The sequence below is a fragment of the Paenibacillus taichungensis genome (genome assembly GCF_003287275.1).
GTDB lineage: Bacteria > Bacillota > Bacilli > Paenibacillales > Paenibacillaceae > Paenibacillus > Paenibacillus taichungensis_A.
The window spans coordinates 42940-68327 of the sequence record NZ_QEVW01000022.1 but is presented as its reverse complement, the minus strand read 5'-3'; the positions used below and the strand labels follow the sequence as shown (position 1 = coordinate 68327).

Annotated in this window: 20 protein-coding genes; 15 read left to right on the top strand and 5 right to left on the bottom strand. The window is 47.8% G+C overall.

The window, feature by feature from the left end:
• The first annotated feature begins 14 nt into the window (after nucleotides 1–14).
• From DC345_RS26680 to DC345_RS26665, 4 genes are all read left to right on the top strand, one after another.
• Nucleotides 15–638 carry a YhbD family protein gene (locus DC345_RS26680; protein WP_113055789.1) on the top strand — a complete coding sequence of 208 codons (624 nt, stop codon included), beginning with the start codon at nucleotides 15–17 and terminating at the stop codon, nucleotides 636–638.
• Between the two features lie 14 nt (nucleotides 639–652).
• On the top strand, nucleotides 653–1378 hold the full coding sequence (locus tag DC345_RS26675; protein ID WP_113055788.1) for a polymer-forming cytoskeletal protein: 726 nt from the start codon (nucleotides 653–655) through the stop codon (nucleotides 1376–1378).
• Between the two features lie 34 nt (nucleotides 1379–1412).
• Nucleotides 1413–2108 (top strand): hypothetical protein, encoded by a 696-nt coding sequence (locus tag DC345_RS26670; RefSeq protein WP_113055787.1) that lies wholly within the window; start codon nucleotides 1413–1415, stop codon nucleotides 2106–2108.
• A gap of 73 nt (nucleotides 2109–2181) precedes the next feature.
• Complete coding sequence (locus DC345_RS26665) at nucleotides 2182–3741, top strand: MDR family MFS transporter (protein WP_113055786.1); 1560 nt, start codon at nucleotides 2182–2184, stop codon at nucleotides 3739–3741.
• 158 nt (nucleotides 3742–3899) lie between these two features.
• Here the strand turns inward: DC345_RS26665 and DC345_RS26660 are convergent, their stop codons facing one another.
• Nucleotides 3900–5333 (bottom strand): VanW family protein, encoded by a 1434-nt coding sequence (locus tag DC345_RS26660; protein ID WP_113055785.1) that lies wholly within the window; start codon nucleotides 5331–5333, stop codon nucleotides 3900–3902.
• A gap of 252 nt (nucleotides 5334–5585) precedes the next feature.
• On the opposite strand from DC345_RS26660, the gene ftsE reads away from it, so the two are divergent.
• The 5 genes from ftsE to DC345_RS26635 all read left to right on the top strand — a co-directional run bounded on the left by ftsE (nucleotide 5586) and on the right by DC345_RS26635 (nucleotide 11616).
• Entirely contained in the window at nucleotides 5586–6272 is a 687-nt protein-coding gene (ftsE, locus tag DC345_RS26655; RefSeq protein WP_024631580.1) for a cell division ATP-binding protein FtsE, read from the top strand.
• Nucleotides 6262–7179, top strand: a complete 918-nt coding sequence (gene ftsX / locus DC345_RS26650; RefSeq protein ID WP_113055784.1) for a permease-like cell division protein FtsX — start codon at nucleotides 6262–6264, stop codon at nucleotides 7177–7179. Before ftsE ends, ftsX begins: the two co-directional genes overlap by 11 nt.
• Nucleotides 7180–7332: 153 nt before the next feature.
• Nucleotides 7333–8622 carry a murein hydrolase activator EnvC family protein gene (locus DC345_RS26645; RefSeq protein ID WP_113055783.1) on the top strand — a complete coding sequence of 430 codons (1290 nt, stop codon included), beginning with the start codon at nucleotides 7333–7335 and terminating at the stop codon, nucleotides 8620–8622.
• 134 nt (nucleotides 8623–8756) lie between these two features.
• Entirely contained in the window at nucleotides 8757–10226 is a 1470-nt protein-coding gene (locus DC345_RS26640; RefSeq protein WP_076287642.1) for a S41 family peptidase, read from the top strand.
• A gap of 64 nt (nucleotides 10227–10290) precedes the next feature.
• Nucleotides 10291–11616 (top strand): PDZ domain-containing protein, encoded by a 1326-nt coding sequence (locus DC345_RS26635; RefSeq protein ID WP_113055782.1) that lies wholly within the window; start codon nucleotides 10291–10293, stop codon nucleotides 11614–11616.
• 52 nt (nucleotides 11617–11668) lie between these two features.
• Here the strand turns inward: DC345_RS26635 and DC345_RS26630 are convergent, their stop codons facing one another.
• Nucleotides 11669–12358 carry a response regulator gene (locus DC345_RS26630; RefSeq protein WP_113055781.1) on the bottom strand — a complete coding sequence of 230 codons (690 nt, stop codon included), beginning with the start codon at nucleotides 12356–12358 and terminating at the stop codon, nucleotides 11669–11671.
• A gap of 21 nt (nucleotides 12359–12379) precedes the next feature.
• The gene (locus DC345_RS26625; protein WP_113055780.1) at nucleotides 12380–13654 is read right to left on the bottom strand and encodes a sensor histidine kinase; all 1275 of its coding nucleotides are present in this window, start codon (nucleotides 13652–13654) and stop codon (nucleotides 12380–12382) included.
• Between the two features lie 209 nt (nucleotides 13655–13863).
• Between DC345_RS26625 and DC345_RS26620 the strand changes: the two genes are divergently transcribed.
• From DC345_RS26620 to DC345_RS26610, 3 genes are read left to right on the top strand one after another with little or no spacing between them, the layout of a single operon-like run.
• Nucleotides 13864–14799: an ABC transporter ATP-binding protein gene (locus DC345_RS26620; protein WP_113055779.1), complete on the top strand. Its 936-nt coding sequence runs from the start codon at nucleotides 13864–13866 to the stop codon at nucleotides 14797–14799.
• A gap of 10 nt (nucleotides 14800–14809) precedes the next feature.
• Nucleotides 14810–16000, top strand: coding sequence for an ABC transporter permease (locus DC345_RS26615; RefSeq protein WP_113055778.1), 1191 nt, complete (start codon nucleotides 14810–14812; stop codon nucleotides 15998–16000).
• Complete coding sequence (locus tag DC345_RS26610; RefSeq protein ID WP_113055777.1) at nucleotides 15993–17171, top strand: ABC transporter permease; 1179 nt, start codon at nucleotides 15993–15995, stop codon at nucleotides 17169–17171. Before DC345_RS26615 ends, DC345_RS26610 begins: the two co-directional genes overlap by 8 nt.
• A 189-nt stretch (nucleotides 17172–17360) precedes the next feature.
• Here the strand turns inward: DC345_RS26610 and DC345_RS26605 are convergent, their stop codons facing one another.
• Both DC345_RS26605 and DC345_RS26600 read right to left on the bottom strand, forming a co-directional pair.
• Entirely contained in the window at nucleotides 17361–18203 is an 843-nt protein-coding gene (locus tag DC345_RS26605) for a flagellar motor protein MotB (protein ID WP_113055776.1), read from the bottom strand.
• Complete coding sequence (locus DC345_RS26600) at nucleotides 18187–18984, bottom strand: flagellar motor protein (protein ID WP_113055775.1); 798 nt, start codon at nucleotides 18982–18984, stop codon at nucleotides 18187–18189. Before DC345_RS26600 ends, DC345_RS26605 begins: the two co-directional genes overlap by 17 nt.
• Nucleotides 18985–19153: 169 nt before the next feature.
• Between DC345_RS26600 and uvrB the strand changes: the two genes are divergently transcribed.
• The 3 genes from uvrB to DC345_RS26580 all read left to right on the top strand — a co-directional run bounded on the left by uvrB (nucleotide 19154) and on the right by DC345_RS26580 (nucleotide 25338).
• Nucleotides 19154–21145 carry an excinuclease ABC subunit UvrB gene (gene uvrB / locus DC345_RS26595; RefSeq protein ID WP_113055774.1) on the top strand — a complete coding sequence of 664 codons (1992 nt, stop codon included), beginning with the start codon at nucleotides 19154–19156 and terminating at the stop codon, nucleotides 21143–21145.
• A 799-nt stretch (nucleotides 21146–21944) separates the two neighbouring features.
• Complete coding sequence (gene uvrA, locus DC345_RS26585; RefSeq protein WP_113055772.1) at nucleotides 21945–24803, top strand: excinuclease ABC subunit UvrA; 2859 nt, start codon at nucleotides 21945–21947, stop codon at nucleotides 24801–24803.
• A 322-nt stretch (nucleotides 24804–25125) separates the two neighbouring features.
• Nucleotides 25126–25338, top strand: a complete 213-nt coding sequence (locus DC345_RS26580) for a hypothetical protein (RefSeq protein ID WP_076287653.1) — start codon at nucleotides 25126–25128, stop codon at nucleotides 25336–25338.
• Nucleotides 25339–25388 lie beyond the last annotated feature (50 nt).

Genomic DNA, 25388 nt, shown 5'->3' with positions numbered 1-25388 from the left:
AAGGGGGACCATATATGACGGATGATTTGATCTCCAAAAAAGAATTGCTGGACCTGACGGGTATCTCCTACGGCCAGTTGTACCGCTGGAAGCGGAAAAATCTCATTCCGGAGGAATGGTTTATTCGGAAGTCGTCCTATACGGGACAAGAAACTTTTTTTCCAAAACAACAGATTTTACTGCGGATTGACAAGATTCTCAATATGAAAGACGGCTTGTCGCTGGATGAACTGGCAGATGTGTTTTCACCAACTTTGGGTGAAGTGGAAATGTCCGCTCAAGAGCTGTTAGAGCGAAACATTGTTTCGAATATTTCGCTTGAGCTGTTGAAAGAAGCGGGTCGGGAGCAGCGGCTGTATGCTTTGGAGCAGATTATGATGCTTTATGTACTTGATAAGCTGCTAATGAGCGGAGATATTACCCGGCAGGAGGGTTCGCTGCTGATCGATGTCATGTCCGAGCACTACTATCGTTTCACAGGCAAACCAAGCGAACTGGTGCTTATTCGCAAGATGGGTGTTCCTTCCTTCATGCTGGTCACGGCAGGAACAGAGCTTTATTTTGACAATGGAGTGAAGGTTGTTCTCAGGCAGTCCATGGGAACGTTCATGGAAGAGCTAAAACTCAAATTGGGATAAGGAGAGGATCATATATGGAGGAACGTAATTTGCGCAATGATCTGAACGTAGCGGGCATGAGCCAAACGGCAGGCGGGAACTTTCACCGGGTATCCATTGATGGAATGGCTAAGGTAAACGGTAACCTGGACTGTACGTCCCTGAATGTGAATGGAACAATGAAGATGCACGGAGCCTTGAGCTCTGAGAGTGCAACGATCAACGGTATGTGCACGCTGAACGGCCCCTTGATTAGTTCTCGTGTTCGTGTGGACGGTTTGACAACCATTAATGGAGACCTCCGAAGTCCTGAGCTAGAAGTTAACGGGAAGTGTACTGTACGTGGTCGGGTAGATGGGGAACGGATAGATATTGGTGGTGTAATCGATATTGAAGGCGACGTACAATGTGAGACCCTGAACGTACAGGGCAATATTAAAATTAGTGGCTTTCTGAATGCGGGGACGGTAGAGATCAGACTGCATACATCTTCTTCGGCCAAAGAAATTGGCGGGGAACGCATCGATATTCGTCGTAAGGAACAGACTGGTTTTTGGAAAAGTATTGGTCTGGGTGGTACACCGTCCTTCAAGACATCTTTGATCGAGGGGGATGAAATCGTGCTGGAAGATACCGAGGCTGATATTGTTCGTGGCAGCAAGGTTCATATTGGTCGCGGCTGTAACATCAGGTTGGTTGAATATTCGGGTGAACTAGAGGTTGATCCAGATGCCAAGGTGGGCAGCAGTCAGCGGATTTGAATTTTGATATGAAAAGAAAAGGGATGTGATCGATTTGAATAACCATTTTGCTGGTTCGTTGGATAAAAAACATGACATTAGCATCATCGGCGACGGCAGTTCTTCTGGCGGTGTATACGGCAAGGTCAAGGTAGTGGGAGATTCGTCATTTAACGATAATCTGTTCTGTGATCAATTCAAATGCACCGGCACATCCGTCATATACGGATCTCTTGAATCAACCGATATCAAAATTACGGGAACCCTTACCCTGAAAGAGCGATCTGATGTTGGTTCCGATGAACAGGAAGGCAATCATGCTTCTAACCTGTATGCAAAAGCTGAACATATGAAAGTAGTAGGCGAGCTTCATGTATCAGGTGATTGTCAGGTGGAGAATATGAAGTTGAATGGCCGTTTCACGATAACGGGTATGCTCAGTGCCGAAAGTATGACACTCAAAATTATGGGTCCATCCGAGGTCAAGGAAATGGGCGGTTCCATCATTTCAGTGAAGAGTTCGCGGGGAAAACTGCTGGAGGGTTTGTTCACTGGTAACAAGTCTATTCTCAAGGCCGATCTGATCGAAGGCGACGAAATTGAACTTGAGAACACGGAGGCCGAGGTTGTACGAGGAGATAAAATAAAAATTGGCCCAGGCTGCCGAATTGGTACGGTGGAATACCGCTCTTCTCTGCAAATTCATCCGCAATCGGAAGTTTTGGTGCAAAGCAATCGGTCCTTGGACTGATTATCCGCCGTAACTTTTCGGATATACTAATTCAGTCATATGAATCGGATGTGAATGGGAGAGATTGAGTAGAATGGCTACACGTAAAAATAATATTGGATTGGTGCTGGCAGGGCTGCTGCTGAGCATACTGATGGCTTCGATGGACAATACCATCGTGGCAACAGCTATGGGCGATATTGTCGGGAAGCTGGGTGGGCTCGACAAGTTCGTATGGGTGACCTCCGCTTACATGGTGGCCGAGATGGCGGGTATGCCAATCTTCGGTAAGTTATCCGACATGTACGGACGGAAAAAGTTTTTTGTTTTTGGAATACTGGTATTTATGCTCGGATCTGCATTATGTGGAACAGCAACATCGATTGTAGAGCTGACGATGTACAGAGCTATTCAGGGTATTGGTGCTGGTGCACTGGTGCCGATTGCCTTCACGATCATGTTTGATGTGGTTGCACCGGAATCACGGGGTAAATTGGGCGGTTTGTTCGGAGCCGTGTTTGGTTTATCCAGCGTATTCGGCCCACTACTGGGTGCTTACATTACGCAGTACGCGACATGGGAATGGGTATTTTATATCAACCTGCCGCTTGGTCTGATTGCGTTTGTGTTTATTGCATTTTTCTACAAAGAATCCCATCAGCATCAATCCCAACAAATTGACTGGCTCGGTGCAATCACACTGATTGGTGCAGTAGTCTGTCTCATCTTCGGGCTTGAACTGGGCGGCAAAACGTATGCCTGGGGTTCATGGCAGATTCTCGGCTTGTTTGCCGGATTTGTAGTGTTAGCGTTGCTCTTCTTGTTTGCAGAAACGAGAGCCAAGGAACCCATTATCTCCTTCGGCATGTTCCGCAACCGGGTGTACTGGTCCAGTAACGTTATTGGCATGTTCAGTGGTGCGGCGTTTATTACCGCATCCGTGTATATTCCAATCTTCATCCAGGGGGTACTCGGTGGCAAAGCGACCAACTCTGGCCTCGTGTTATTGCCCATGATGCTGGGGTCTGTTGTTACGGCTTCCATGGGTGGGGTGCTGATGACCAAAATCAAGTATCGTAACATTATGATTCCTACGCTGGCCTTGCTGGTGGTTGGTCTTGGATTGCTGACGACGCTGGATGAAACTTCATCTTTATGGACGATACGTATATTCATGGTGATGATTGGTCTCGGTGTTGGAGCGTCGTTCTCGGTACTAAGTAATGCAGCCATGAACGCATTTGAACCGCAAAGACGCGGAGCAGCAAGCTCCACACTTAACTTCCTGCGTTCACTTGGGATGACGATGGGCATTACGATCTTTGGTATCGTGCAGAGCCAGGTGTTTACGCGCAAAATGAATGATGCCCTCGCCGGATCAGCGGCAGAAGCAGGGGGCGCTGGTGCTCCTGCAGGCGGCGTGCCTCAGGGAGTGAATCTGAGTGATCCACATGCGCTGTTATCGCCAGAGCTGAGAAAGGCGATTCCGCCTCAGGTGCTGGACGCCATTACACACGCGTTGTCTTCATCCATCGTGCAGCTCTTTGCCTGGGCAGCGATCCCGGCCGCACTCGCGTTGATTGCTGCATTCTTTATGGGTAATGAGAAGATGGTTATCGGCGAAGAGCAGAAAGAGTACACAGGCGGACATTAAAGGTTTCAGTCTAATCAAACATAATATGTATCTGTAAAACAAACCAAAGACACATCTCTCGAGGGACCCAGAATGGGGAACGGGAGATGTGTCTTTTTCTATTTGTTATTACCTTTGCAGGGATGAGCTTATCCATGTGTGCACAAGTGAAAGGAAGATTAAGGCTGCTTCGTGTCGCTGATGCCATCCTCTACGACAGAAGGCTCCTTGGGATCAGGCAGGTTAGTATGACCAGAGCGAGCAATCAGGCGATTCTGGGCTTTGTATGTGTCACGTGTAATGGTCTTGGATTCAACGATTTTGCCATCCACCTTTTTGGTGCGCATCGTTTCTACAATATATCCGGGTTGACCGTTCTGGAGCACCTGCTGGGCACCGTCAGGCAGTACGTTGCTCGATACATATTTCACGGGAGCACTTAATGTCTCAATTGTACGGGATTCAAGTGCATAACTGACGTTCTCCGGGAAGGTGCCGAAAAATTTGACCGTTAAGCTTCCACCTTCCACTTTGGCATGAATGAGCAGAGACTTGCCGGTATTGTTTTTGAACCGAAAATTGATTGAGCCTGAGGCAAACGTGGCATCCAGTCCCTTTGGCAAATATTTGACGGGCAGGGAATGGTTACGGCGTTCTACAATATCCAGTCCGGTCAACAAGGCTGCGTTATAGACTGTGCTTGATACCTGGCAGATGCCGCCTCCAATGCCAGGGGTTAGCTGCCCATTCACGATGACCGGGGCTTCCCGGAAACCATAGTGCTCCTCGGCCTTCCTAATGACCTTCTCATAATCAAAAGTACCATTTGGAGGCAAAATCATGCCGTTAACGGCTTGTGCTGCTGCGCTGACGTTATGTATCCGGCCTGCGCTGCTGTTTCCGAGGCTAGTGGAGAACTGAATGATCTTCCGATCAATTCCCTCTTGGCGCAGCGAATCGAGAGTCACTTCGGGTTGCAGCGTATACAACGGCAGCTGAATCAACAGCGGGTTTGGCTTCGTATCATGGTCCAGTGGAGCGAAATCCCGGTGCAGTTTAGCTTGCATCAGGCTCGCGAGTTCATCCCAAGCGATCCGGCGGACGCCTTTTTCAGGGATGTACTGGACCTTGTCACTTGCGGTAATGCGGCGAACAGCGTTCGCGGGTGTACCGAAGGTTTCCTTTTCCCAGGCAGGGGTAAGCTGCTCTCTCAGTGATTTTGAATTATACGTTAGCTTCAGGGACCACTCCTTGATGAAATGATATCGGGCGTAAGCGCGCTCCCACAGATTGCCTTCATCCAGTTGCTGCACAGCTGTCCGGAAGTCGTCAGCACTGTAGCTGGCGCCTGTCTGGGCGGCCGTGAACATCATCGTTTTTGGTGCAGGATCTTCAACCTCCAGGGTGATCGGCCACGCTTCCATTTGTTTTAATCGTTCATCCAGTGCCGGTAGAACTTCCTTGCGATTCACGCCCTCAACCGACCACTCCCCAACACGTACACCTTCGGGTAGGGCGGGTTGGTTCACGTACATATACAGCAATCCATAGGACGCGGAACCGATTAATAGGATGGAGAACAGTGCAATGACCATCAAATGTATTTTTTTCATATCCGAACGCTCCTTTGTACTTCTGTTGTTCCGCATTTCGTAACACTTTCCATATATATGATCCAATGATGGAAAACTTTCGGGTACTCAATAGGTAACAAATTTGTTACAATAAAATTCATATGAATCCATGCTTCACCATCGAAAAAGGGGTGAAATGGATTTTCCCTGATGAAATTCAGGTCTTTTTAAAGGAAATGCCGGGATTGTGTCGAAATGATAATGGCTAACTATGCAACGGGAAGTGATGATGTGATAGAAATGCAGGACGTGTGGAAGACCTACGCCAATGGTACCCACGCATTACAAGGGGTGTCGGTGAAGATCGACCGCAATGAATTTGTCTATATCGTCGGTCCGTCCGGCGCAGGCAAATCGACATTTATGAAATTGATGTACAGGGAAGAAGTTCCGACCAAAGGACAAATATCCATTAACGGATTTAATATCGGAAAGTTAAAGCCACGCAAAATTCCTTACGTACGCCGGAATATCGGCGTTGTGTTCCAGGATTTCAGGTTGCTGCCACGCATGACGGCATTTGAGAACGTGGCATTTGCCATGGAAGTTATTGAAGCACCGAAGCGCCACATCAAGAAACGAGTGATGGAAGTGCTTGATCTGGTGGGATTGCGCAGTAAGGCTAACCGTGAACCTTCACAGTTGTCGGGTGGGGAACAGCAGCGTATTGCCATCGCACGTGCGATCGTGAACAATCCGTCTGTTATTATCGCGGACGAGCCTACGGGAAACCTTGATCCCGAGACGTCATGGGGCATTATGCAGCTGCTGGATGAAATTAATTTTCGCGGAACCACCATTGTTATGGCGACTCACAACAAGGATATCGTCAATACGATGCGTAAACGGGTTATTGCGATTGAACGTGGACAGATTGTACGGGATCAGATGAGAGGGGAATACGGTTATGAATTTTAGTACTCTCTTGCGCCATTTGCGGGAGGGATTCAAAAACGTATTCCGCAACGGCTGGATGTCCGTGGCCTCCATCATGTCCATTATCGTGTCATTGCTTATTCTGGGCGTGTTCATGTTGCTGGTGCTTAATGTGAATTCCATGGCCAACCAGGTGGACAGTCAGGTCGAGATCAGTACGTTTCTCGAGCTGAACGTGGATGAGAACCTGCGAAACACGCTGGAGCAGGAAATCAGTGCCATGCCTGAAGTCAGTGAGATTCGTTTTGTCTCCAAAGAAGAAGGACTCAAGGAGTTTCGTGAACGTCTCGGAGAAAGTGCAGACAATGTGCTGAGCGGTTTCGATGTGGATAACAATCCACTGCCGGAGACTATTGAAGTAGAGGTCATCGATCCGGAAACCGTCACTTTTGTGGCGCAAAAAATCGAAGCATTGAACGATAAACACCCGGAGAAGCCGATCATGAAAGTGAACTACGGCAAAGAAACGGTGGAAGTGTTGTTCAAATTTACGAAGCTTGTCCGGAATATCGGATTTATTTTTGTCGGGGGACTGGGGTTGATGTCCATGTTCCTGATCTCGAATACGATTCGCGTAACGATTCTGGCCCGGCGCCGGGAGATCGGTATTATGAAACTGGTTGGGGCAACCAACACGTTCATTCGTTGGCCTTTCTTTGTCGAAGGGGCATTGATTGGATTGATCGGTTCGGCGATTACGGTAGCGGTACTGTTCTTTGGTTACAGCCGCCTGATGGCCACGATTGGTCAGGATGTATTCATGCAGATGCTTAATCTAATTCCACTCGGTGATATTTGGCTGCTGTTTGGAACATTGTTGATCGGACTGGGTGTACTGGTCGGTATTTTGGGAAGTACATTGTCCATCCGCAAATCTCTTAACGTTTAATCGGAAAAGAATGGCAAAGCAGGTTCACAACTGAACGCTGTTTGACGATATGTAGTAAGGATGGAGTCTTTAGTGTAAAGAAAGCAAAGAACATGCTGTTCACCACCTGTGCAGGTTGCTTTCTTGTGAAATCATAGGATGGGGGATCACATTTTGAAAAAAACAGCTTCGCTGCTGGCTTTAACGTTATTGGCCAGTTTGACGCTTCAACCTTCTGACGGATATGCCAAGAGTAGCATTAGCGACATTGATCAGCAGATTCAGCAACTGGAGAATAAGGCAGCTTCGGCCAAAAAGGAGCAGCAAAAGGCTGCCAGCAACAAAAAGGAAGCCCAGCATTATAAGAACAAGACCAATGCTTACTTGAAAGTCGTCATGGAGCAGATCAATGTGGTTAGTGATGAGCTGGCAAACGTATCCTTGCAGATTGAAAATACGGAAGAGGATCTTCGGACAACGAAAAAAGATCTGCAAGCCGCAGAAGAACGTATCGTTGCAAGAGAGAAATTACTTGAATCACGTGTACGGCTGATGTATACAGATGGTGCCGTTTCTTATCTTGATGTGTTGTTGACTTCAACAAGCTTCTCTGATTTCCTGACTCGTGCCGATTCACTGAAAACGATTGTGGATCAGGATCAGCACTTGTTGGATGAACACAAAAAGGACAAGCAGCTCGTCGTGGACAAAAAAGCAGAACTGGATGTGCAATATGCAGAAGCCAAGAGTCTGTATGCGCAGAAGAAACAGCGTAAGTCCCAATTGAATGAGAAGGAACAGGAGAAGCAAGTGCTTCTCGCTTCTTATGATGCTAAAATTGAAGAGTCGGAAGAACTGACGCAAGAGCAGGAAGACGTATTGATGCAGATTGCCAGCAAACGTTCGGCCCTTCTGCAAGAGAAAAATAAATTGCGTGAGCAGCAAGCGGCGGCAGCAGCCAAAGCAAAAGCAGCAGCAGCTGCACGTGCCGCGGCAGCTGCGAAGGCAGCGACCAAGGTTAGCTCCAACAGCAGCAGCAGTAGCAGTAGCACGTCATACTCCAGTGGTAACGGCATCTTTGGTATGCCAGTATCAGGTGCGCGTGTATCTTCTGGTTTTGGACCTCGTATTCACCCGATCACGGGTGAAGTAGGTAAAATGCATGCAGGTGTAGACTTTGCTGTTGCTCAAGGAACGTCCGTTCATGCTGCTTCAGGCGGGATCGTCATCATGGCTGAATGGTATAGTGGATATGGTTACACCGTCATTGTTGACCATGGAGGCGGACTATGGACGCTTTACGGTCATTTACGTGAAGGCGGATTTAAGGTAAGCAAGGGTGACACGGTAAGCCGTGGCGATATTATTGCTGAATCAGGTAGTACAGGCAACTCCACTGGACCGCATTTGCATTTTGAAGTACGTGATAATGGAACAGCAGTGAATCCTTTTAACTATTTGTAGTTTTTAGCCAACAGTTGGAATGGAACAAACATATTCCGTACAAGCTAGGCATATACTAAGCTGGCATGTTCAGGGAAAGTTTCACAGAACAATTGAATTAGACACGCTTCAATATTAAAGGCGGTGACAAACGGATGATGAAGAAAAGATCGGCCCTGCTGCTTGTCATTGTAGCCCTTCTCGGAGGCAGCTTGCTTACGCTGGTGCTGATGAGCTCACCTGGTCTGGCACAAACGACACCTGGTGAAGGATTGCTCGCCAGCGTAACAGGCAGTTCGCAGCAGAAGAACGATTTGAAGAAGATTGAAACCGCGATGGATTTGATCTCAAGCAACTATTATAAAGACGTGGATCGAACCAAACTGATTGATGGTGCGATCAACGGCATGATGGAATCTCTTGGTGATCCGTACTCCAACTATATGGGGCAGGAAACAGCGGCCCAGTTCGAGGAGTCGATTGAAGGTTCATTTACCGGAATCGGTGCAGAGGTATCCTCACAGGACGGAAATGTTGTAGTAGTATCACCGATCAAAGGATCGCCTGCCGAAAAAGCGGGTATTCGCGCGAAAGACATGATTATGTCCGTGAATGGTGAATCCCTGCAAGGTTTGGAACTGAACAAAGCCGTTAACAAAATCAGAGGTCCAAAAGGCAGTGAAGCGAAAGTACAGGTTAAACGTGCCGGATCTTCCGAGCTGATTGAATTTGTCATTGTGCGTGATGACATTGATCTGGAGACGGTTTACGCCCACATGGAGGATAACGGTGTTGGTGTGATTACAATCACCCAATTCTCGCTGAACACAGGAGATCGCTTTAAGGAAGAACTGGCGAAGCTGGAGAAGCAGAACATGAAGGGCTTAATCATTGATGTTCGTAATGACCCGGGTGGTGTTTTGCAGGTCGTTATTGATATTGCAGAGCAATTTGTTCCGAAAGGCAAAGTTATTGTTCAAGTCGAAGACAAGAATGGTAAAAAGGAACAAAGCAAATCAAACGGATCAGGTAAATCGTATCCAATTACGGTATTGATGAACAAAGGAAGTGCGAGTGCGTCCGAAATTTTGGCTGGTGCATTGCAACAGTCGGCAGGCGCAACGTTGGTTGGAGAAAATTCCTTCGGTAAAGGAACCGTACAGACGAGTTATGACAAGCAGATGGGTGATGGCAGCCTGTTGAAAATCACCATTGCGAAATGGCTGACTCCGAACGGGGACTGGATTCATGAAAAAGGTATCAAACCGGATATTGCGGTGAACCAGCCGGATTACTTCTCGGTGGCACCAATCAACAAAGAAAAATTACCTTTGAAATACGACAGCAATAGCACGGATGTGAAAAGTGCGCAGACGATGCTGAGAGGACTTGACTTTAAGCCGGATCGTGTAGATGGATACTATGACCAGAAGACAGAAGAAGCGGTCAAAGCATTCCAGAAACAAAAAGGCATTCAAGCAACTGGCCAGATTGATGAGAAAACCGCGGAATCACTGGAAGCGGCTCTGATTGAACGCATTGCCAATCCTCAATATGATGCACAGCTGAAGCGCGCGATCGAAAATGTCTCAAAGGATATTTCGTCCGCAGTGTCGAAGCCATAAAGAAGGCTGATTTTCAGCCTTCTTTTTTTCTGAACCGGCTGAAGGAGAGGGGTGACCGTCCACAATGGAATGGGCTTGGCCATGGTTGACCACATTAGGAGAAGCATTGTTGCAGTTGTTTATTCAGCCGTTTTATTATATTGCGGTAATCTTGATTGCTCTCGTTTATCATCGTCAACTCTTACAGGAACGTAAATTGTTCCACGTTCGTCTGCAAAGCTCGATAACACAGACCATTCGTGCAGTACTTGGAGGTATTGTGATCGGTGTAATGGTCTCCGTTATATCGCTGTTTCTCGGGGCACATCTTACACTGAGCAGCCTGATCTGTATATGGGCAGCTACGTTATTCTTGGCATTATTCCGTATCCGATATTTATGTTTTGCTTATGCTGCAGGTTTGCTTGGCGTGTTGCAGTTTGGTTTAAATATGGCTTCGGGCTGGCAGCCGGCAGGTTGGATGGGAAGTGTCACTGAAGCATTACGTGCGATGGATATGCCTGCACTTCTTGTGCTCGCAGCTGTATTACATATCGGTGAAGCCCTGATGGTACGCATGCAAGGGGTATCGATGGCATCGCCTTTGCTCTTCGAAGGTAAACGCGGCAAGCTCGTTGGAGGATACCAGTTGCAGCATTTCTGGCCGATTCCGTTACTGATTCTGGTTCCCGTTACGGGCGGGGCCGAATTGCCATGGACAGCTTTGATCAGCGGTGGAAATAGCTACATGCTGGTTGCGCTGCCGATTATGCTGGGATTCGGAGAAGTTACGCAAAGTATGCTCCCGGGGAAAAAAGTCCAGATTTCCGCAAAGCGATTGTTGCTATATGGGACAGGCCTACTTGTGCTCAGCCTCCTGGCTGCGTGGTGGTCTCCACTCATGGTTGTCGCAGCCTTGGCTGCTTTCATTGGGCATGAGTTCCTGGTGTGGTACAGTGGCTTTGAGGAGCAAAACCGCAGCCCGCTGTTTGTACACCCTGAGCATGGCTTGAAGGTGCTTGGCGTCATTCCTGATAGTCCTGCGGAAGAACTGGGAATTGAAGCAGGGGAGACCCTGTACAAGGTGAATGGCGTATTGGTGCATTCGCCTGAGCAATTACATCGCGCTTTGCGTATGAATCCGGCCTTTTGTAAGCTGGAGGTACGTAATCATCAGGGTGAGAGTAAGTTCATGCAACGGGCGATCTATGAAGGTGAGCATCACCAGCTCGGGGTGCTCATGGCTCCGGATAATCATGAAGCCTGGGCGCTCCGCTTGCGTCCGCTAACTCTGTTTCATATCGTAAGTCTCAAGTTGTTCGCACGACGTCGGAAAGATCAGCTTGATGTTGAGGCTCCACTAGCACTGCCACCCGCACCGTCGGGGGAGCAAAGATCTGTAGAGATGTAATGAAGAAAGGGTATTTCCTCCGCCTAATTAGGCGAGGGAAATACCCTTTTTGCTACTTTTTTAACATGAAAATGGCGATTTGGGTCCGGTCGCGTAAACTAAGCTTGCCGAGAATATCCGTAACATAGTTTTTGACCGTGCCTTCGCTCAAGAATAGCTTTGCGGCAATTTCTTTATTGGACAGCCCTTCGGATATAGCCTCTGCAACAGCCAGTTCCATACGGGTTAATCCGTAAGAGTCAATGGGTTCATGTGTTTGAGGAGCTGCAGCAGGACGGAGTAGACTCGCGAGCTTACGAGCAATATCGGGATGAATCAACATATCCCCGTTATGTACAGTCTTGATGCCTTGAATGATCCGGTCAGGGGGCACATTTTTGAGCAAATAACCGCTGGCTCCGTTTTGCAAAGCCTGGATAATATACTCATCATCGTCAAACGTGGTAAGCATCAGTACACGCACGTCAGGGAAGCTTGCCTTAATAATTCGGGTACCTTCAACTCCGTCACAATCTGGCATGCGAATATCCATAAGTACAACGTCGGCAATTGTTCCTGACTCCAACAGTTCCATAGCTTCCCGGCCGTTTGAAGCTGTACCTGTAACGTTAATACCGGGATCGAGTCCAAGCAGGACTTTGAGACTTTCACGGATAAAGGAATCATCATCTGCAAGCATCAGTCGAATGGACTCAGGGGGGACAGAATGGCTCGAGTTATTTATTTCATTCAGGTAAGACATGAGCAAATCACTTCCTTTTTTTTAGATCAGTTCAGCCTTGTTCGCCATGGGCAGGCGTGTAATCACCGTATAGGGATAATCCGACTTGATCTCCAGTTTCCCACCAACCAACTGTGTGCGTAGGCGCATTCCTTCAAGTCCCATGCCGAGTCCTGTAGACTCTGCCTTTAAGCCCGGGTTAGGACGAGATCCTTCATGTCTTCCTTTCGTTTGTTCATTGGTGGAAAGGGTATGGATCTTCCCATCGTTGCTGATGGACATACAGATTTCTCTTTCTCCAAATTCCAGTTCCACCGTAATCGTAGTGGCATTTCCATGACGGAGGGCATTGGTCAGGGCCTCTTTGGCATTTTTGTACAAAACAATCTGCATGCTGGGATAGAGTACATGTGAATGCCCACGCACTTCGTAACGTGTCTTCACCCCTGTTTCCCGGCCAATGTCTTCAAGTAGACGATCTAGTGCGTAGGCATCGGATATATAAGAGTCGGGCCGCAACTTATGAAGCGTGGATCGCATGTCATCCATACTGGCGGCTAATTGATCCCGAATCTGTCTCACCATTTCCGTGCCCTGTTCTGGGTGTAAAGGGAGGGTGAGGAGGGCTGCCTCAGACATCATTTTGGTGCGAATCAGGCGATGACCAATATCATCATGAAGCTGCCGGGATATCCGGGTACGTTCCTCAACCTGTGCCGCTCCTTCAAGCTGCTTCGTGAATTGCAGCAATTGTTCGCGTGCTTCCTGAATCTCGTAATGTTTACTGCGCAGCTCATCGTACACCTGTTCAAGCTGCCCACGGCTGCTCGCACTTCTAGAACCCTGCCATGAGAGTGCTGCGGTGATGAGCAGGAGCAAGTTACCTGCTACCCGAGCCATTGTCTCTTGGGTGAAGCTATTAGGAATAGCCGTGTTTGTGTGAAGTGTAAGCCATGTATGAAGCTCCTGTGGTGGGGTGTAATACCAATGTAAAGCGATATTGCTGGCTATAAGCTGAATTGAGAGCATTAACCACCGCTGGGTCCTATCCAGTTTGTACATGTACACATAAAGCGCAGATAAGGAGAGGAAAAACATAAATGGGCCGTATAGAGCGATCAGCCAGCAGATGAAGAGAATTTCAGCCGCAAGCAGCAAACGCTGCATACCTGAACGGGAGAAGTCTTTCCAAACTGCGAGTCCTATCGCAATGATAATATACAAAGTATAGCTATCTTCTTGTTCCAGGGGTAGCACCAGAATGTACAGAATCGCAGGAACTATGAGTAAACCGTATTGCAGCAACCGCATCGGCATATGTCAGAGACATCCTTTATTTTAGAAGTGAAGGTATACCTTCCGGTAGTGTATGTCGATTATATCATAGGCAGTTTTCCCAACCGAAGATGACTTAAGTCACCTTTGTTTCATGACCTTTCGTACCTTCGCAGAAGATCATAATTCGTTACAATACAGATATGAAAATCCAGTCACAGGAAGCTGGACGGAAGAGGAGTGTATAATCTATGGCTATGCTTGAAGTGGATCATGTCGTGAAACGATACGGTAGCAAGCTGTCAGTGGATCATTTAAATCTAAGTGTCGGTAAAGGTGAAATATTTGGATTGCTTGGACCCAATGGAGCTGGGAAAAGTACCACAATTAGCATGATTGCCGGTCTTTTAAATATGGATCAGGGTGAAATTCGGTTGGATGGCATATCGGTCAAGGAACGGCCGCTTGAAGTGAAACGCAAAATCGGACTGGTACCGCAGGATCTGGCTCTATACGAAACGATGACCGCTGCGGAGAATGTCACTTTTTTTGCCCGGTTATATGGACTCCGTGGAAAAATGCTTAAAGAAAGGGTGCAGGAATCCCTCGAATTTGTAGGTTTGCAGGACAAAGCGAAGGACACCCCGTCAACTTTCTCAGGCGGTATGAAACGCAGGCTGAACATTGCGTGTGCCATTATGCATCGGCCGGAATTAATCATTATGGATGAACCAACAGTGGGCATCGACCCGCAATCGCGGAATCATATTTTGGAGTCGGTCCGTACGCTTAATCAGATGGGGTCAACCATCATTTATACAAGTCATTACATGGAGGAAGTTGCAGCAATCAGTCATCGGGTAGCGATTATGGATCAAGGGCATATCATTGCCTGTGGCACCGAAGCAGAGCTGAGAGAACGAGTTGCATCTGAGGAAAAAATAGTGCTCACCACTTTGGGCATTGGTCCCAACGTTGTGGAGGAGTTGAAACTTCACCCTCGTGTGCGGGCGGTAGAAGTATCAGACAACACATTGACCATTACGCTGCCTTCTGCACAGCAGGACCTACAGGATATGCTCTTCATTTGTAGCAAACATGAAATCTCCATTCAATCGCTCAAGGTCGAAGAGCCTGATTTGGAAACGCTCTTCCTCAATCTGACCGGACGTACGCTTCGGGACTAGGAGGATTCAGATGAACATATGGCATATTTGCATCTTTGAATTAAGACGGATTCTGAGAATTCGTTCCGTTCTGCTGAATCTGTTTATTCTGCCGCTGCTGCTCATCTTTATATTGGGTACTGCACTTTCCAGTACAATGGGGACGGCAAAAGAAGCTATTCCTGACCCGGTGAGAGTAGGGATCATTCAAACTGAAAAGAATTCCGGTTCAGATGCGATCAGTAAAGCGCTAAATACATTTGTGACTTCTCTGGCAGTAAGCGAAATGATGAAGGTACGGAACATACCTACGGAAGAAGAGGCTGTAAGTGCGCTGCGTCGTGGTGATCTGGATTTTGCCGTAATCGTCCCATCGGATCTGGAAGAGCGGATCATGAAAGGGGAAGAGGCAAGGTTGCAATGGATACTGGGGAAGGATGGCACGCTCAATGTCGTGGGTGAGACTTTGTTTACGCGGTTCACAGATGAACTGAACAGACAGGTCGCTGCGGCGAAAGTGTTAGGTCCTGACGCAGTAGCTGCAATGACTGAGCATTCACAAAACATTAGCGCGAACACTTCATATATAGCCGTCAGCAGTCCCGGAGAAGTGGGCACTTCTTATAGTGCTTCACAATATTATGCGGCTTCCATGCTCGCCATGTTCATGCTTTACTCAGGCATGACAACCAGCAACAGCTTGTTTGGTGAAAGAGACAAAAAAACGCTAACTCGCTTACAGGCAGCTCCAATTGGCAATGGGGTCATTTTTGCAGGGAAAATTGCAGGCAATAGCCTGATTGCTTTCTTGCAGGCCATCATCATCGTATTGGCGACACATTGGTTATATGGTGTGAACTGGGGCACACATCCCGGGTTGATTGTTCTGATCTGTGTACTGATTACGTTGGCTTCCATGACTCTCGGCGTGATTGTTGCCCTAGTTTGCAAGAATGCCGCATCGGCAAGTGCAGCTCTTCAAGGCATCATTATTGCCATGACATTTATTAGCGGTGGATTCACACCCATTGCCGTTGGTTTTGTACAGCGAATAAGCGAATTTACAGTGAATCACTGGGCTTTGCAAAGTTTTCTGCGGATGATGCTGAACGCTCCCGTAAGTGAGATTATGTACAGCATCATGATGCTCGGTGCGGTATGTGCGGTAATGGTGGCGGCAGCGGGATTGATCTATAGAAAGGCGGGATATCGTTATGAATAGCCTGAATATTGCCTGGTTGATGATCCGGCGCACGATATTGCGCAAACGTGGTTTCATCACGTTCTTTCTTCTTCCTTGCCTTGTCGTCACAGGAACAATTGCGCTGTTTGGGAGCGAGGAGGGAACACGTGCAGTTATTCCTTATGTAAACGAGGATCAGGGCGCAGCAGGCAGATGGATTTTGGATGAGCTGGGCCGCAAAGAGGAATATCTGCTCAAGCCCATGAACAACGTTGCGGAAGTTAAGGAAGCCATCGCGCAGCAAAGGGGGAGTTCAGGACTCGTTATCCCGGCGCATTACACGGATAATTTACTGCAAGACAGACAGCCTGAAGTCCAACTGGTGGAACTTCGTGTCAGTGAAAGCGCCTATACGCTGAGAGCTGCGGTTGAAGGTTTGGCGGCGGGACTGAATCAATCTGCTACGGCAGTATTGGCAGCGACAGATGCGGCTCCGGATGAGACTCCTGATCCAGCTCTGGCCCAAGGAAAATTTAAAGAGTTGTTACTTGAACTTGATAAACATCAAATTTCGGGTGAAGCAACTGAGCTGCAGATTTATCCCAAACCGGGTCTGAACAACGTGACCGGATTTACGATTATGTTCATGATGGGGCTGCTGACCAGTACAGTTGCTGTTATCATGGAAGACCGCAGGCAGCGTACGATGACAAGAATCTACACGGCTCCGGTCCGCGCTTATGAAATAGCGCTGGGTAATTTTCTGGGGAGTTTTGCGATCGGCTTGATCCAAATTGTTTTGGTGCTGGGGATTAGCAGATGGGTGCTTCATTATGATGCGGGGATTCCATTTGGCATCCACATGCTCATCCTGGCCGCATTTATGCTGGTCGCTATGGGGATTGCAAGTACGGTTGCCGGCTTGATTCGTGAATCCAAAAATGCAACCATGCTGAATTCACTGATTATCACACCGACGTGTATGATTGGCGGCTGTTTCTGGCCACTGTCGATCATGCCGGATTACATGCAAAAACTCGCTAATTTTGTTCCGCAAAAATGGGCGATTCAAGCGGTGGAAACGATCTCTGCTGGTGGTACGTTGTCGGATATTACAATGCCGCTACTGATACTGTTTGGCATGGCAGCCATTTTGCTGACGGTGGGTTCTGCGATTCTTCGTCCCAGCCAGCCGGGCGTAGATGCGTAATGTGTGAATCGCTTGTATGATGAAGGTAATCACATCGTGTTCCATTGCTGTAAGACGAAGAAAATATGGGATCTGTCGTTTAGCGATAAAATATGAAGTGAAAACAAAAAGCACGTTCTGCTGAATCGAATTCAGTAAGAACGTGCTTTTTATAATACAGCAAGGATGCTTCATACGAAATGTTGAAGATTATGGCTGGAGTTGACGCAAGACGGTGATTTCCACACGTCTATTTTTTTGCCGCCCTGCTGCGGTGGTATTATCCCCAGTTGGGCGCGTATCCGCGTATCCGGCATATTGAAATCCGTCAGGGTCAAGCTTTTCTTTATCGAGAAAAAATCGCAATACAGATAGTGCACGTTCCCCGGAAAGCTCCCAATTGTCTTTATAGGTTGCGTTCGCTCCGACAGGAACGTTGTCCGTATGTCCTTCAATGCTTACAACCGTGCTCAGATCACGGAACAGGCTTGCCAATTTGCTCAGTGTGGGTGCAGCATCACTTTTGAGTGCGGCTTTCCCCTGATCAAACAGGAAACGGTCACTGAGTGTGATAGAGATGCCTTGCGGCTTGTCCGCAACAAAAATTTGATTTTCCAGTTTGTTGTCTTCAATATACTGAGTAATCACATTGAACAGATTTTGCAGCTCCTGCTCCTGTGATCTGAACTGCTCTTCACGCTCCGTAAGTGGCTGATCGTCATCTTCTGTCTTACCTGTCTCGGAGCCGGAAGGAGAACCTTCGCCTTCTCCGGGATCTTCACCCTGAATCTGGGAAGGTGGATTTTTGGTAATGGCTTGTCCAGCTGTACCACCAATGCCTTCACCTTGATCAAGCAGGGAATTGGATTGGTTGAAAGTATTTTGCAACGATTGAGTAACCACATCGTACTTACCAGAATCCAGATGGCTCATGGCATACATGATCACAAAAAAGATCAGCAGCAGGGTAATGAGATCAGCGTAGGTAATCATCCAGCGATCTCGATGGTCTCCAGGTTCACGTTTTCCGCGCCGTTTACTGCGCCGACTCATCCAATCCCTCCTTCACTGCAGGACGTGTAATCTGGCGGTGAGTAAGTGTAAAGGACTCGAGCCGTTTACGCACAAGCTGAGGGTTTTCCCCGTTCTGGATGGATAGTACGCCTTCGAGCAGCATTTCCATCGTTTGAATTTCGTCTGCTCCACGGGATTTAATTTTGGAAGCAATGGGTAAAAAGATAAGATTGGCACTGGCGACCCCGTAAAGGGTTGCGGTAAAGGCAACAGCAATTGCTGGTCCGAGTCCGGTAGGATCGGTCAGACTGCCAAGTACCTGAATGAGTCCCATCACGGTACCAATGATACCCATCGTTGGAGCATAACCGCCCGCTGATTCAAAAATCTTGGCATAACCTTCATATTTTTGTTCGACGGAATCAATCTCCATCTCCATGATCTGGCGAACAACATCCTGATCTGTGCCATCGACAACCATCTGAATACCATCTTGTAAGAATGGATGCGGGTGGTCCATCACCTTTCGTTCCAGTGCAAGCACGCCGGAGCGGCGAGCAATTGAAGACATATCTACAAGTTCTTCAACCCACTGGCTTGAGTCATTGTTGTTACGCCCAAAGGCCATACGGAGGGCAGCAGGGATCGTACGCAGCCGATGTGCAGGGAAACTGGCAACAACTGCGGCGATCGTTCCACCAAATACAATTAGAGCAGCGGTCTTTTGCATCAGACCGGATAATTGGCCACCTTCCCATAAAAAACCACTAATGACTGCGGCAATCCCGGCAATAATGCCGATAAGTGTCGCAATATCCATAAATTAACCCACTCCTAACTTTAGTTCGCGATTGCATCACTTGCACAGACGAGGTATAATTAAACGGGAACAAATATTCCTATTACTATAAGTTTTCCCATATGTAAATTCGGGGAACTTCGACAATATATAGTGACTATTATTTTAGACGATAGGGTGAGATACGGCAATGAGCGATATTATAATGAGCGACAAAACGTTCGAAATCGAGTCAGAGTTTTCTCCCCAAGGTGATCAGCCTGTAGCCATTGAAGAATTGGTGAAGGGTGTTCAGGAGGGGAAAAGATATCAGACGCTGCTGGGTGCAACCGGTACGGGTAAGACGTTCACCATTGCACAGACGATTGCCAAGCTGCAACGTCCCACGCTGATTATTGCCCACAATAAAACGCTGGCAGCACAGCTTGCAAGTGAGTTCAAAGACTTTTTTCCGAATAATATGGTTGAGTATTTTGTCAGTTACTACGATTACTTTCAGCCAGAGGCCTATATTCCTTCCTCGGATACGTATATCGAGAAGGACTCAAGTATCAATGAAGAGATCGATAAGTTGCGCCATGCAGCTACGAGTTCATTATTTGAACGCAGGGATGTCATTATTGTAGCGAGTGTATCCTGCATCTATGGTTTGGGTTCGCCTCATTCGTATTCCAGCATGCTTCTGTCCTTACGGGTAGGGATGGAGAAACCGCGCAATCAGATCTTGTCTCGTCTAGTGGAGATTCAATATCAGCGCAATGACATTAACTTTGTACGTGGCACGTTCCGCGTTCGCGGCGACGTTATCGAGATTTTCCCGGCATCGAAGGGTGAACATGCGATTCGGGTGGAATTGTTCGGTGATGAGATTGAGAAAATTACGGAGATAGACGTGTTAACCGGAGAACTGGTTGGCGAACGTGAACATATCGCCATTTTCCCGGCATCTCACTTCGTAACCCAAGAAGAGACGATGCGTGTCGCGCTGGTGAACATTGAGCGTGAACTGGAAGATCGACTTGAAGTGCTGAGAGAACAGGGGAAATTGCTGGAGGCTCAGCGACTGGAGCAACGCACACGTTACGATATCGAGATGATGAAGGAAGTCGGGTTCTGTTCAGGGATTGAGAACTATTCCGGACCATTGACGTTCCGTGAACGTGGCGATACACCTTACACACTGATGGACTATTTCCCGGATGACATGTTGATTGTGGTTGATGAGTCCCACGTGACGCTGCCACAGATCCGTGCAATGTACAACGGTGACCAAGCACGGAAGACTGTACTGGTTGATCACGGATTCCGTCTGCCATCTGCACTGGATAACCGTCCGCTCAAATTCGACGAGTTCGAAGAAAAGATGAATCAGATCATCTATGTATCCGCGACACCAGGTCCTTACGAGATAGAGCATACGGATACGATGGTACAACAGATCATTCGTCCAACCGGTCTGCTTGATCCAATTATTGAACTGCGTCCAACAAAGGGGCAGATCGATGACCTGATTGGTGAGATTAACGATCGGATTGCGAAAGACGAGCGGGTCCTGATCACCACATTAACGAAGAAGATGTCCGAGGATTTAACAGATTATCTGAAGGAGATCGGAATCAAAGTACGTTATTTGCACTCTGAGATCAAGACGTTGGAGCGTATGGCGATTCTGCGTGATCTCAGGCTAGGGGTGTTCCATGTTCTTATCGGAATCAACTTGCTCCGGGAAGGTCTAGATCTTCCTGAAGTTTCTCTGGTAGCCATTTTGGATGCCGACAAAGAAGGCTTCCTGCGCTCGGAACGCTCACTGATCCAAACGATTGGTCGGGCAGCACGGAACAGCGAAGGTCGAGTCATTCTATATGGTGACAAAGTGACAGATTCGATGGATAAGGCGATTAAAGAAACAGAACGGCGTCGTGCAATCCAGATTGAATATAACGAAAAACATGGCATTACACCACAGACGATTCGTAAAAAAGTGCGTGATGTGATTGAAGCAACCAAAGTTGCCGAATCCAAGAAAGACTATCTTACAGGCGCTGCCGAGAAGATGTCGAAGAAGGAACGTCAGTCGCTTATTCAGCGCTTAGAGGCAGAGATGAAAGACGCAGCCAAAAACTTGCAGTTTGAGCGTGCTGCTGAACTTCGCGATGCATTGTTGGAACTGCGCGCAGAATAGCTTATTAAGCAGACTGTAGAGATATAAGATAGAGGCACATTAATGAATGTGTCGCAGCAAGGATAGATCTGCAACAAGAGAACGGCCGGATGGCCGTTCTCTTGTTGAGTCAGGAAATCATTGATATCTACCGATAATTAGACATGTTGAAAACCTAAAATCAGGTCTATACTGATAGAATAGTTCAAATTGGTTAAAAGGTTTATAGGAAAAGATTTGGAAGTTGTGTCCCCAGGAGCCGAGCCAAAGGCATGGCGACCTTCGCGAGCGAGGCGAAGCTGTGAGCGCCCCGGTGTTTAAGGGGAGCCGAGCCAAAGGCAATGGCGACCTTCGTGAGCGAGGCGAAGCTGTGAGCGTCCCGATGTTTAAGGGGAGCCGAGCCAAAGGCAATGGCGACCTTCGCGAGCGAGGCGAAGCCGTGAGCGTCCCGATGTTTAAGGGGAGCCGAGCCAAAGGCAATGGCGACCTTCGCGAGCGAGGCGAAGCCGTGAGCGTCCCGGTTTTTAAGGGGAGCCGAGCCAAAGGTAATGGCGACCCTCGCGAACGAGGCGAAGCCGTGAGCGCCTTCTCGTGGTGGAGCGCCGTCCAAGAGACCGGCAATCAGCCGGAGTCTTGGACGAAGCTGCGGGGCACACAACAACCTTCACATAGCAAGACCCGACCATTCACCATTGCACCGCCTGTTTCGGGTGTCCAGAGGGTTGCGCCCTCTGGGGCCCTCCCTTGGAAGGGAGGGTTTGGGAGGGATCGAAAAGCCTTTAAAAAGGTTGGAATTTTAACATTGAAAGGATGAATACCATTGGCGAGCGAGAACATTGTCATCAAAGGCGCACGAGCGCATAACCTCAAAAACATTGATATCACCATCCCGCGTGACCGTTTTGTCGTATTGACCGGTCTAAGTGGCTCAGGCAAGTCCTCGCTGGCTTTTGATACGATATATGCTGAAGGACAGCGACGTTACGTAGAATCATTGTCGGCTTATGCACGGCAGTTTCTGGGGCAGATGGAGAAACCGGACGTTGATTCCATTGAAGGGTTGTCTCCGGCCATCTCCATAGATCAGAAAACGACAAGTCGTAACCCGCGTTCTACTGTCGGAACCGTTACGGAAATTTATGACTATCTGCGTCTGTTATTTGCACGTGTGGGACATCCTCATTGTCCGGATCATGGCGTGGAAATTAGCTCCCAGACCGTAGAACAAATGGTTGACCGTATCATGCAATATCCTGAGCGGACCCGGCTGCAGATTCTGGCACCGATTGTCTCGGGACGCAAGGGTGAGCACAAAAGTGTGTTTTCCGATATTTCCAAACAAGGTTTTGTCCGTGTTCGGGTGAACGGGGAATTACGTGATCTGTCCGAAGATATTCAATTGGAGAAGAACAAAAAACATACGATTGAAGTCGTCATTGACCGGATCGTGATCAAGGAAGATGTGCAATCGCGATTGGCCGATTCTATTGAAACTGCACTTAATCTGTCCGGTGGACAACTGCTGGTAGATATTATGGGTGAAGAAGAATTGCGTTTCAGTTCCAACTTTGCCTGCCCGGTATGCGGATTCAGTATTGAAGAGCTGGCGCCGCGCATGTTTTCGTTCAACAGCCCATTTGGAGCCTGCCCGGATTGTGATGGATTGGGTGTCAAAATGATTGTTGACCCGGACCTGTTGGTACCGGATCGTAGCAAAACAATTGAAGACGGTGCGTTTGATGCCTGGACAGGTGGTACATCCACCTATTATCCGCAGTTCCTCAAGTCGGTATGCGAACACTTTAATATTCCGCAAAACGTACCTGTTGAAGATCTGCCTGCTGAACAAATGAACAAGCTGTTGCAGGGTACAGGTACGGAGAAAATTCGTTTCCGGTACGAGAATGATTTTGGACAACGGAAAGAAGCATTGGTTACCTTCGAAGGTATTGTGAATAATCTGGAGCGTCGTTACCGTGAGACAGCATCCGAAGGTATCCGTGAATTCATTGAAGGTTATATGAGTGCCAAGCCATGTGGAACATGTAAAGGTCAGCGACTGAAACGTGAAAGCCTTGCTGTTACGATTAACGATCATAACATGGCGTATGTGACAAGTTTGTCCATTGGAGAAGCTGGTCGTTTCTTCGATTCGCTGCAATTAAGTGAGAAAGAAGAAATGATTTCCAAACTTATTTTGAAAGAAATCAACAGCCGTCTCGGTTTTCTAGTAAACGTAGGACTGGATTATCTGACCCTAAGCCGTGCTGCAGGAACGTTGTCCGGTGGCGAAGCCCAGCGGATCAGACTGGCGACACAGATTGGTTCCAGCCTGATGGGCGTGCTGTATATTCTGGATGAGCCGAGTATCGGCCTGCATCAACGGGATAACGATCGTCTGATCTCGACACTCGCTCACATGCGGGATATCGGTAACACCCTGATCGTGGTTGAGCATGATGAGGATACGATGATGGCCGCCGATTATATTATCGATATTGGTCCGGGGGCAGGTATCCACGGTGGTACCATCATGTCGCAGGGTACACCGGAAGAAATCATGAATGACGAGAACTCGTTAACGGGTCAATATCTGAGTGGGCGCAAGTTTATTCCGGTACGTACGGAACGCCGTAGTGTCGGGGACCGCTGGCTTGAAGTGCGTGGAGCGAAGGAAAATAACCTGAAAAACCTGAATGTAAAAATTCCAGTAGGTGTATTCACCGCAGTAACGGGTGTATCCGGCTCGGGTAAATCAACGCTAATTAATGAAATTTTGTATAAAACGCTGGCGCGTGATCTGAACCGCGCACGAGTACGCCCAGGTCAGCACAAAGAGATTCGCGGTCTGGAACATATCGATAAAGTCATTGATATTGACCAGTCGCCAATTGGGCGGACACCACGCTCCAACCCGGCTACGTATACAGGCGTCTTTGATGATATCCGTGATCTGTTTGCACAGACCAATGAAGCCAAAGTGCGCGGATACAAAAAAGGTCGATTCAGTTTCAATATTAAAGGTGGTCGTTGTGAAGCATGTCGCGGGGACGGCATTATCAAAATTGAGATGCACTTCCTGCCGGATGTCTACGTGCCTTGTGAGGTCTGCAAAGGCAAACGGTACAATCGCGAAACACTTGAAGTCAAATACAAAAATAGAAATATTGCAGATGTGCTGGAAATGACGGTAGAGGATGCAACGCAGTTCTTCGAGAACATTCCGAAAATTCATCGCAAAATGCAAACCTTGCTCGACGTGGGTCTGGGCTACATTAATCTTGGTCAGCCTGCAACTACCTTGTCCGGCGGGGAAGCCCAACGCGTGAAGCTTGCTTCCGAGTTGTATCGTCGCAGTACGGGTAAAACCATCTATATTCTGGACGAGCCAACGACTGGTCTTCATGTCGATGATATTGATCGTCTGTTGAACGTCCTGCACCGTCTGGTGGATTCCGGAGAATCGGTACTGGTTATCGAGCATAATCTGGATGTTATCAAAACAGCCGATTATATCGTTGATCTGGGTCCGGAAGGTGGAAGCGGTGGCGGAACCATTGTTGCGACAGGTACGCCAGAGGATATTATTAAAGTGGAAGCTTCCTATACCGGTAAGTACTTGAAGCCAGTATTGGAGCGGGATACGGAACGAAGCAAGACGTTACAATTGACGGAGTAAATACTCCAGTTTACAGCTTGCTTATGAATATCTAGCCCTTCTTTTTATGAAGTAGGCGGCATCGGTGTATGATTTGATGTCCTCTTCTTCAGAGGAGAAGGGTTTTCTGATATTTTGATGTTGTCCCAATCTAAATATCACATCGGTGAAAGTGTTTACATATGCGATAGAGCAAGCATTCCATCAATCTACTGCCAAACTGGATTTTTTTCATTTTTCTGGATGATAGGGCTTGCATTACAAGCAGGGTACAGATAACATAGAGGAAGATATTAGGGTATGCGTTTAGCTGTTCAACTATGGTGAGGAGGTCTGTCTATCCATGCTGTTTGCAGAAGCTGCCGCGGCGAGTACTTCGAATTTTAATGCGTTTGATATTTTTGTCATCTTATTTACGATCCTGATTTTCATCGGAGTGGTTCGCCTGCTTCGCGCACCGAAGAAGAATTTGTTTGCTATCGGATTTGCAGTGGTCAGTCTGCTTGTATTTCTTTTGACGGACTATGCCATGATTACCGGTTGGTTTGGTTCGTAGAGACAAGGCTGAGCTTATTCGAAAACAGCAAGTAGAAGTACAGACAAACA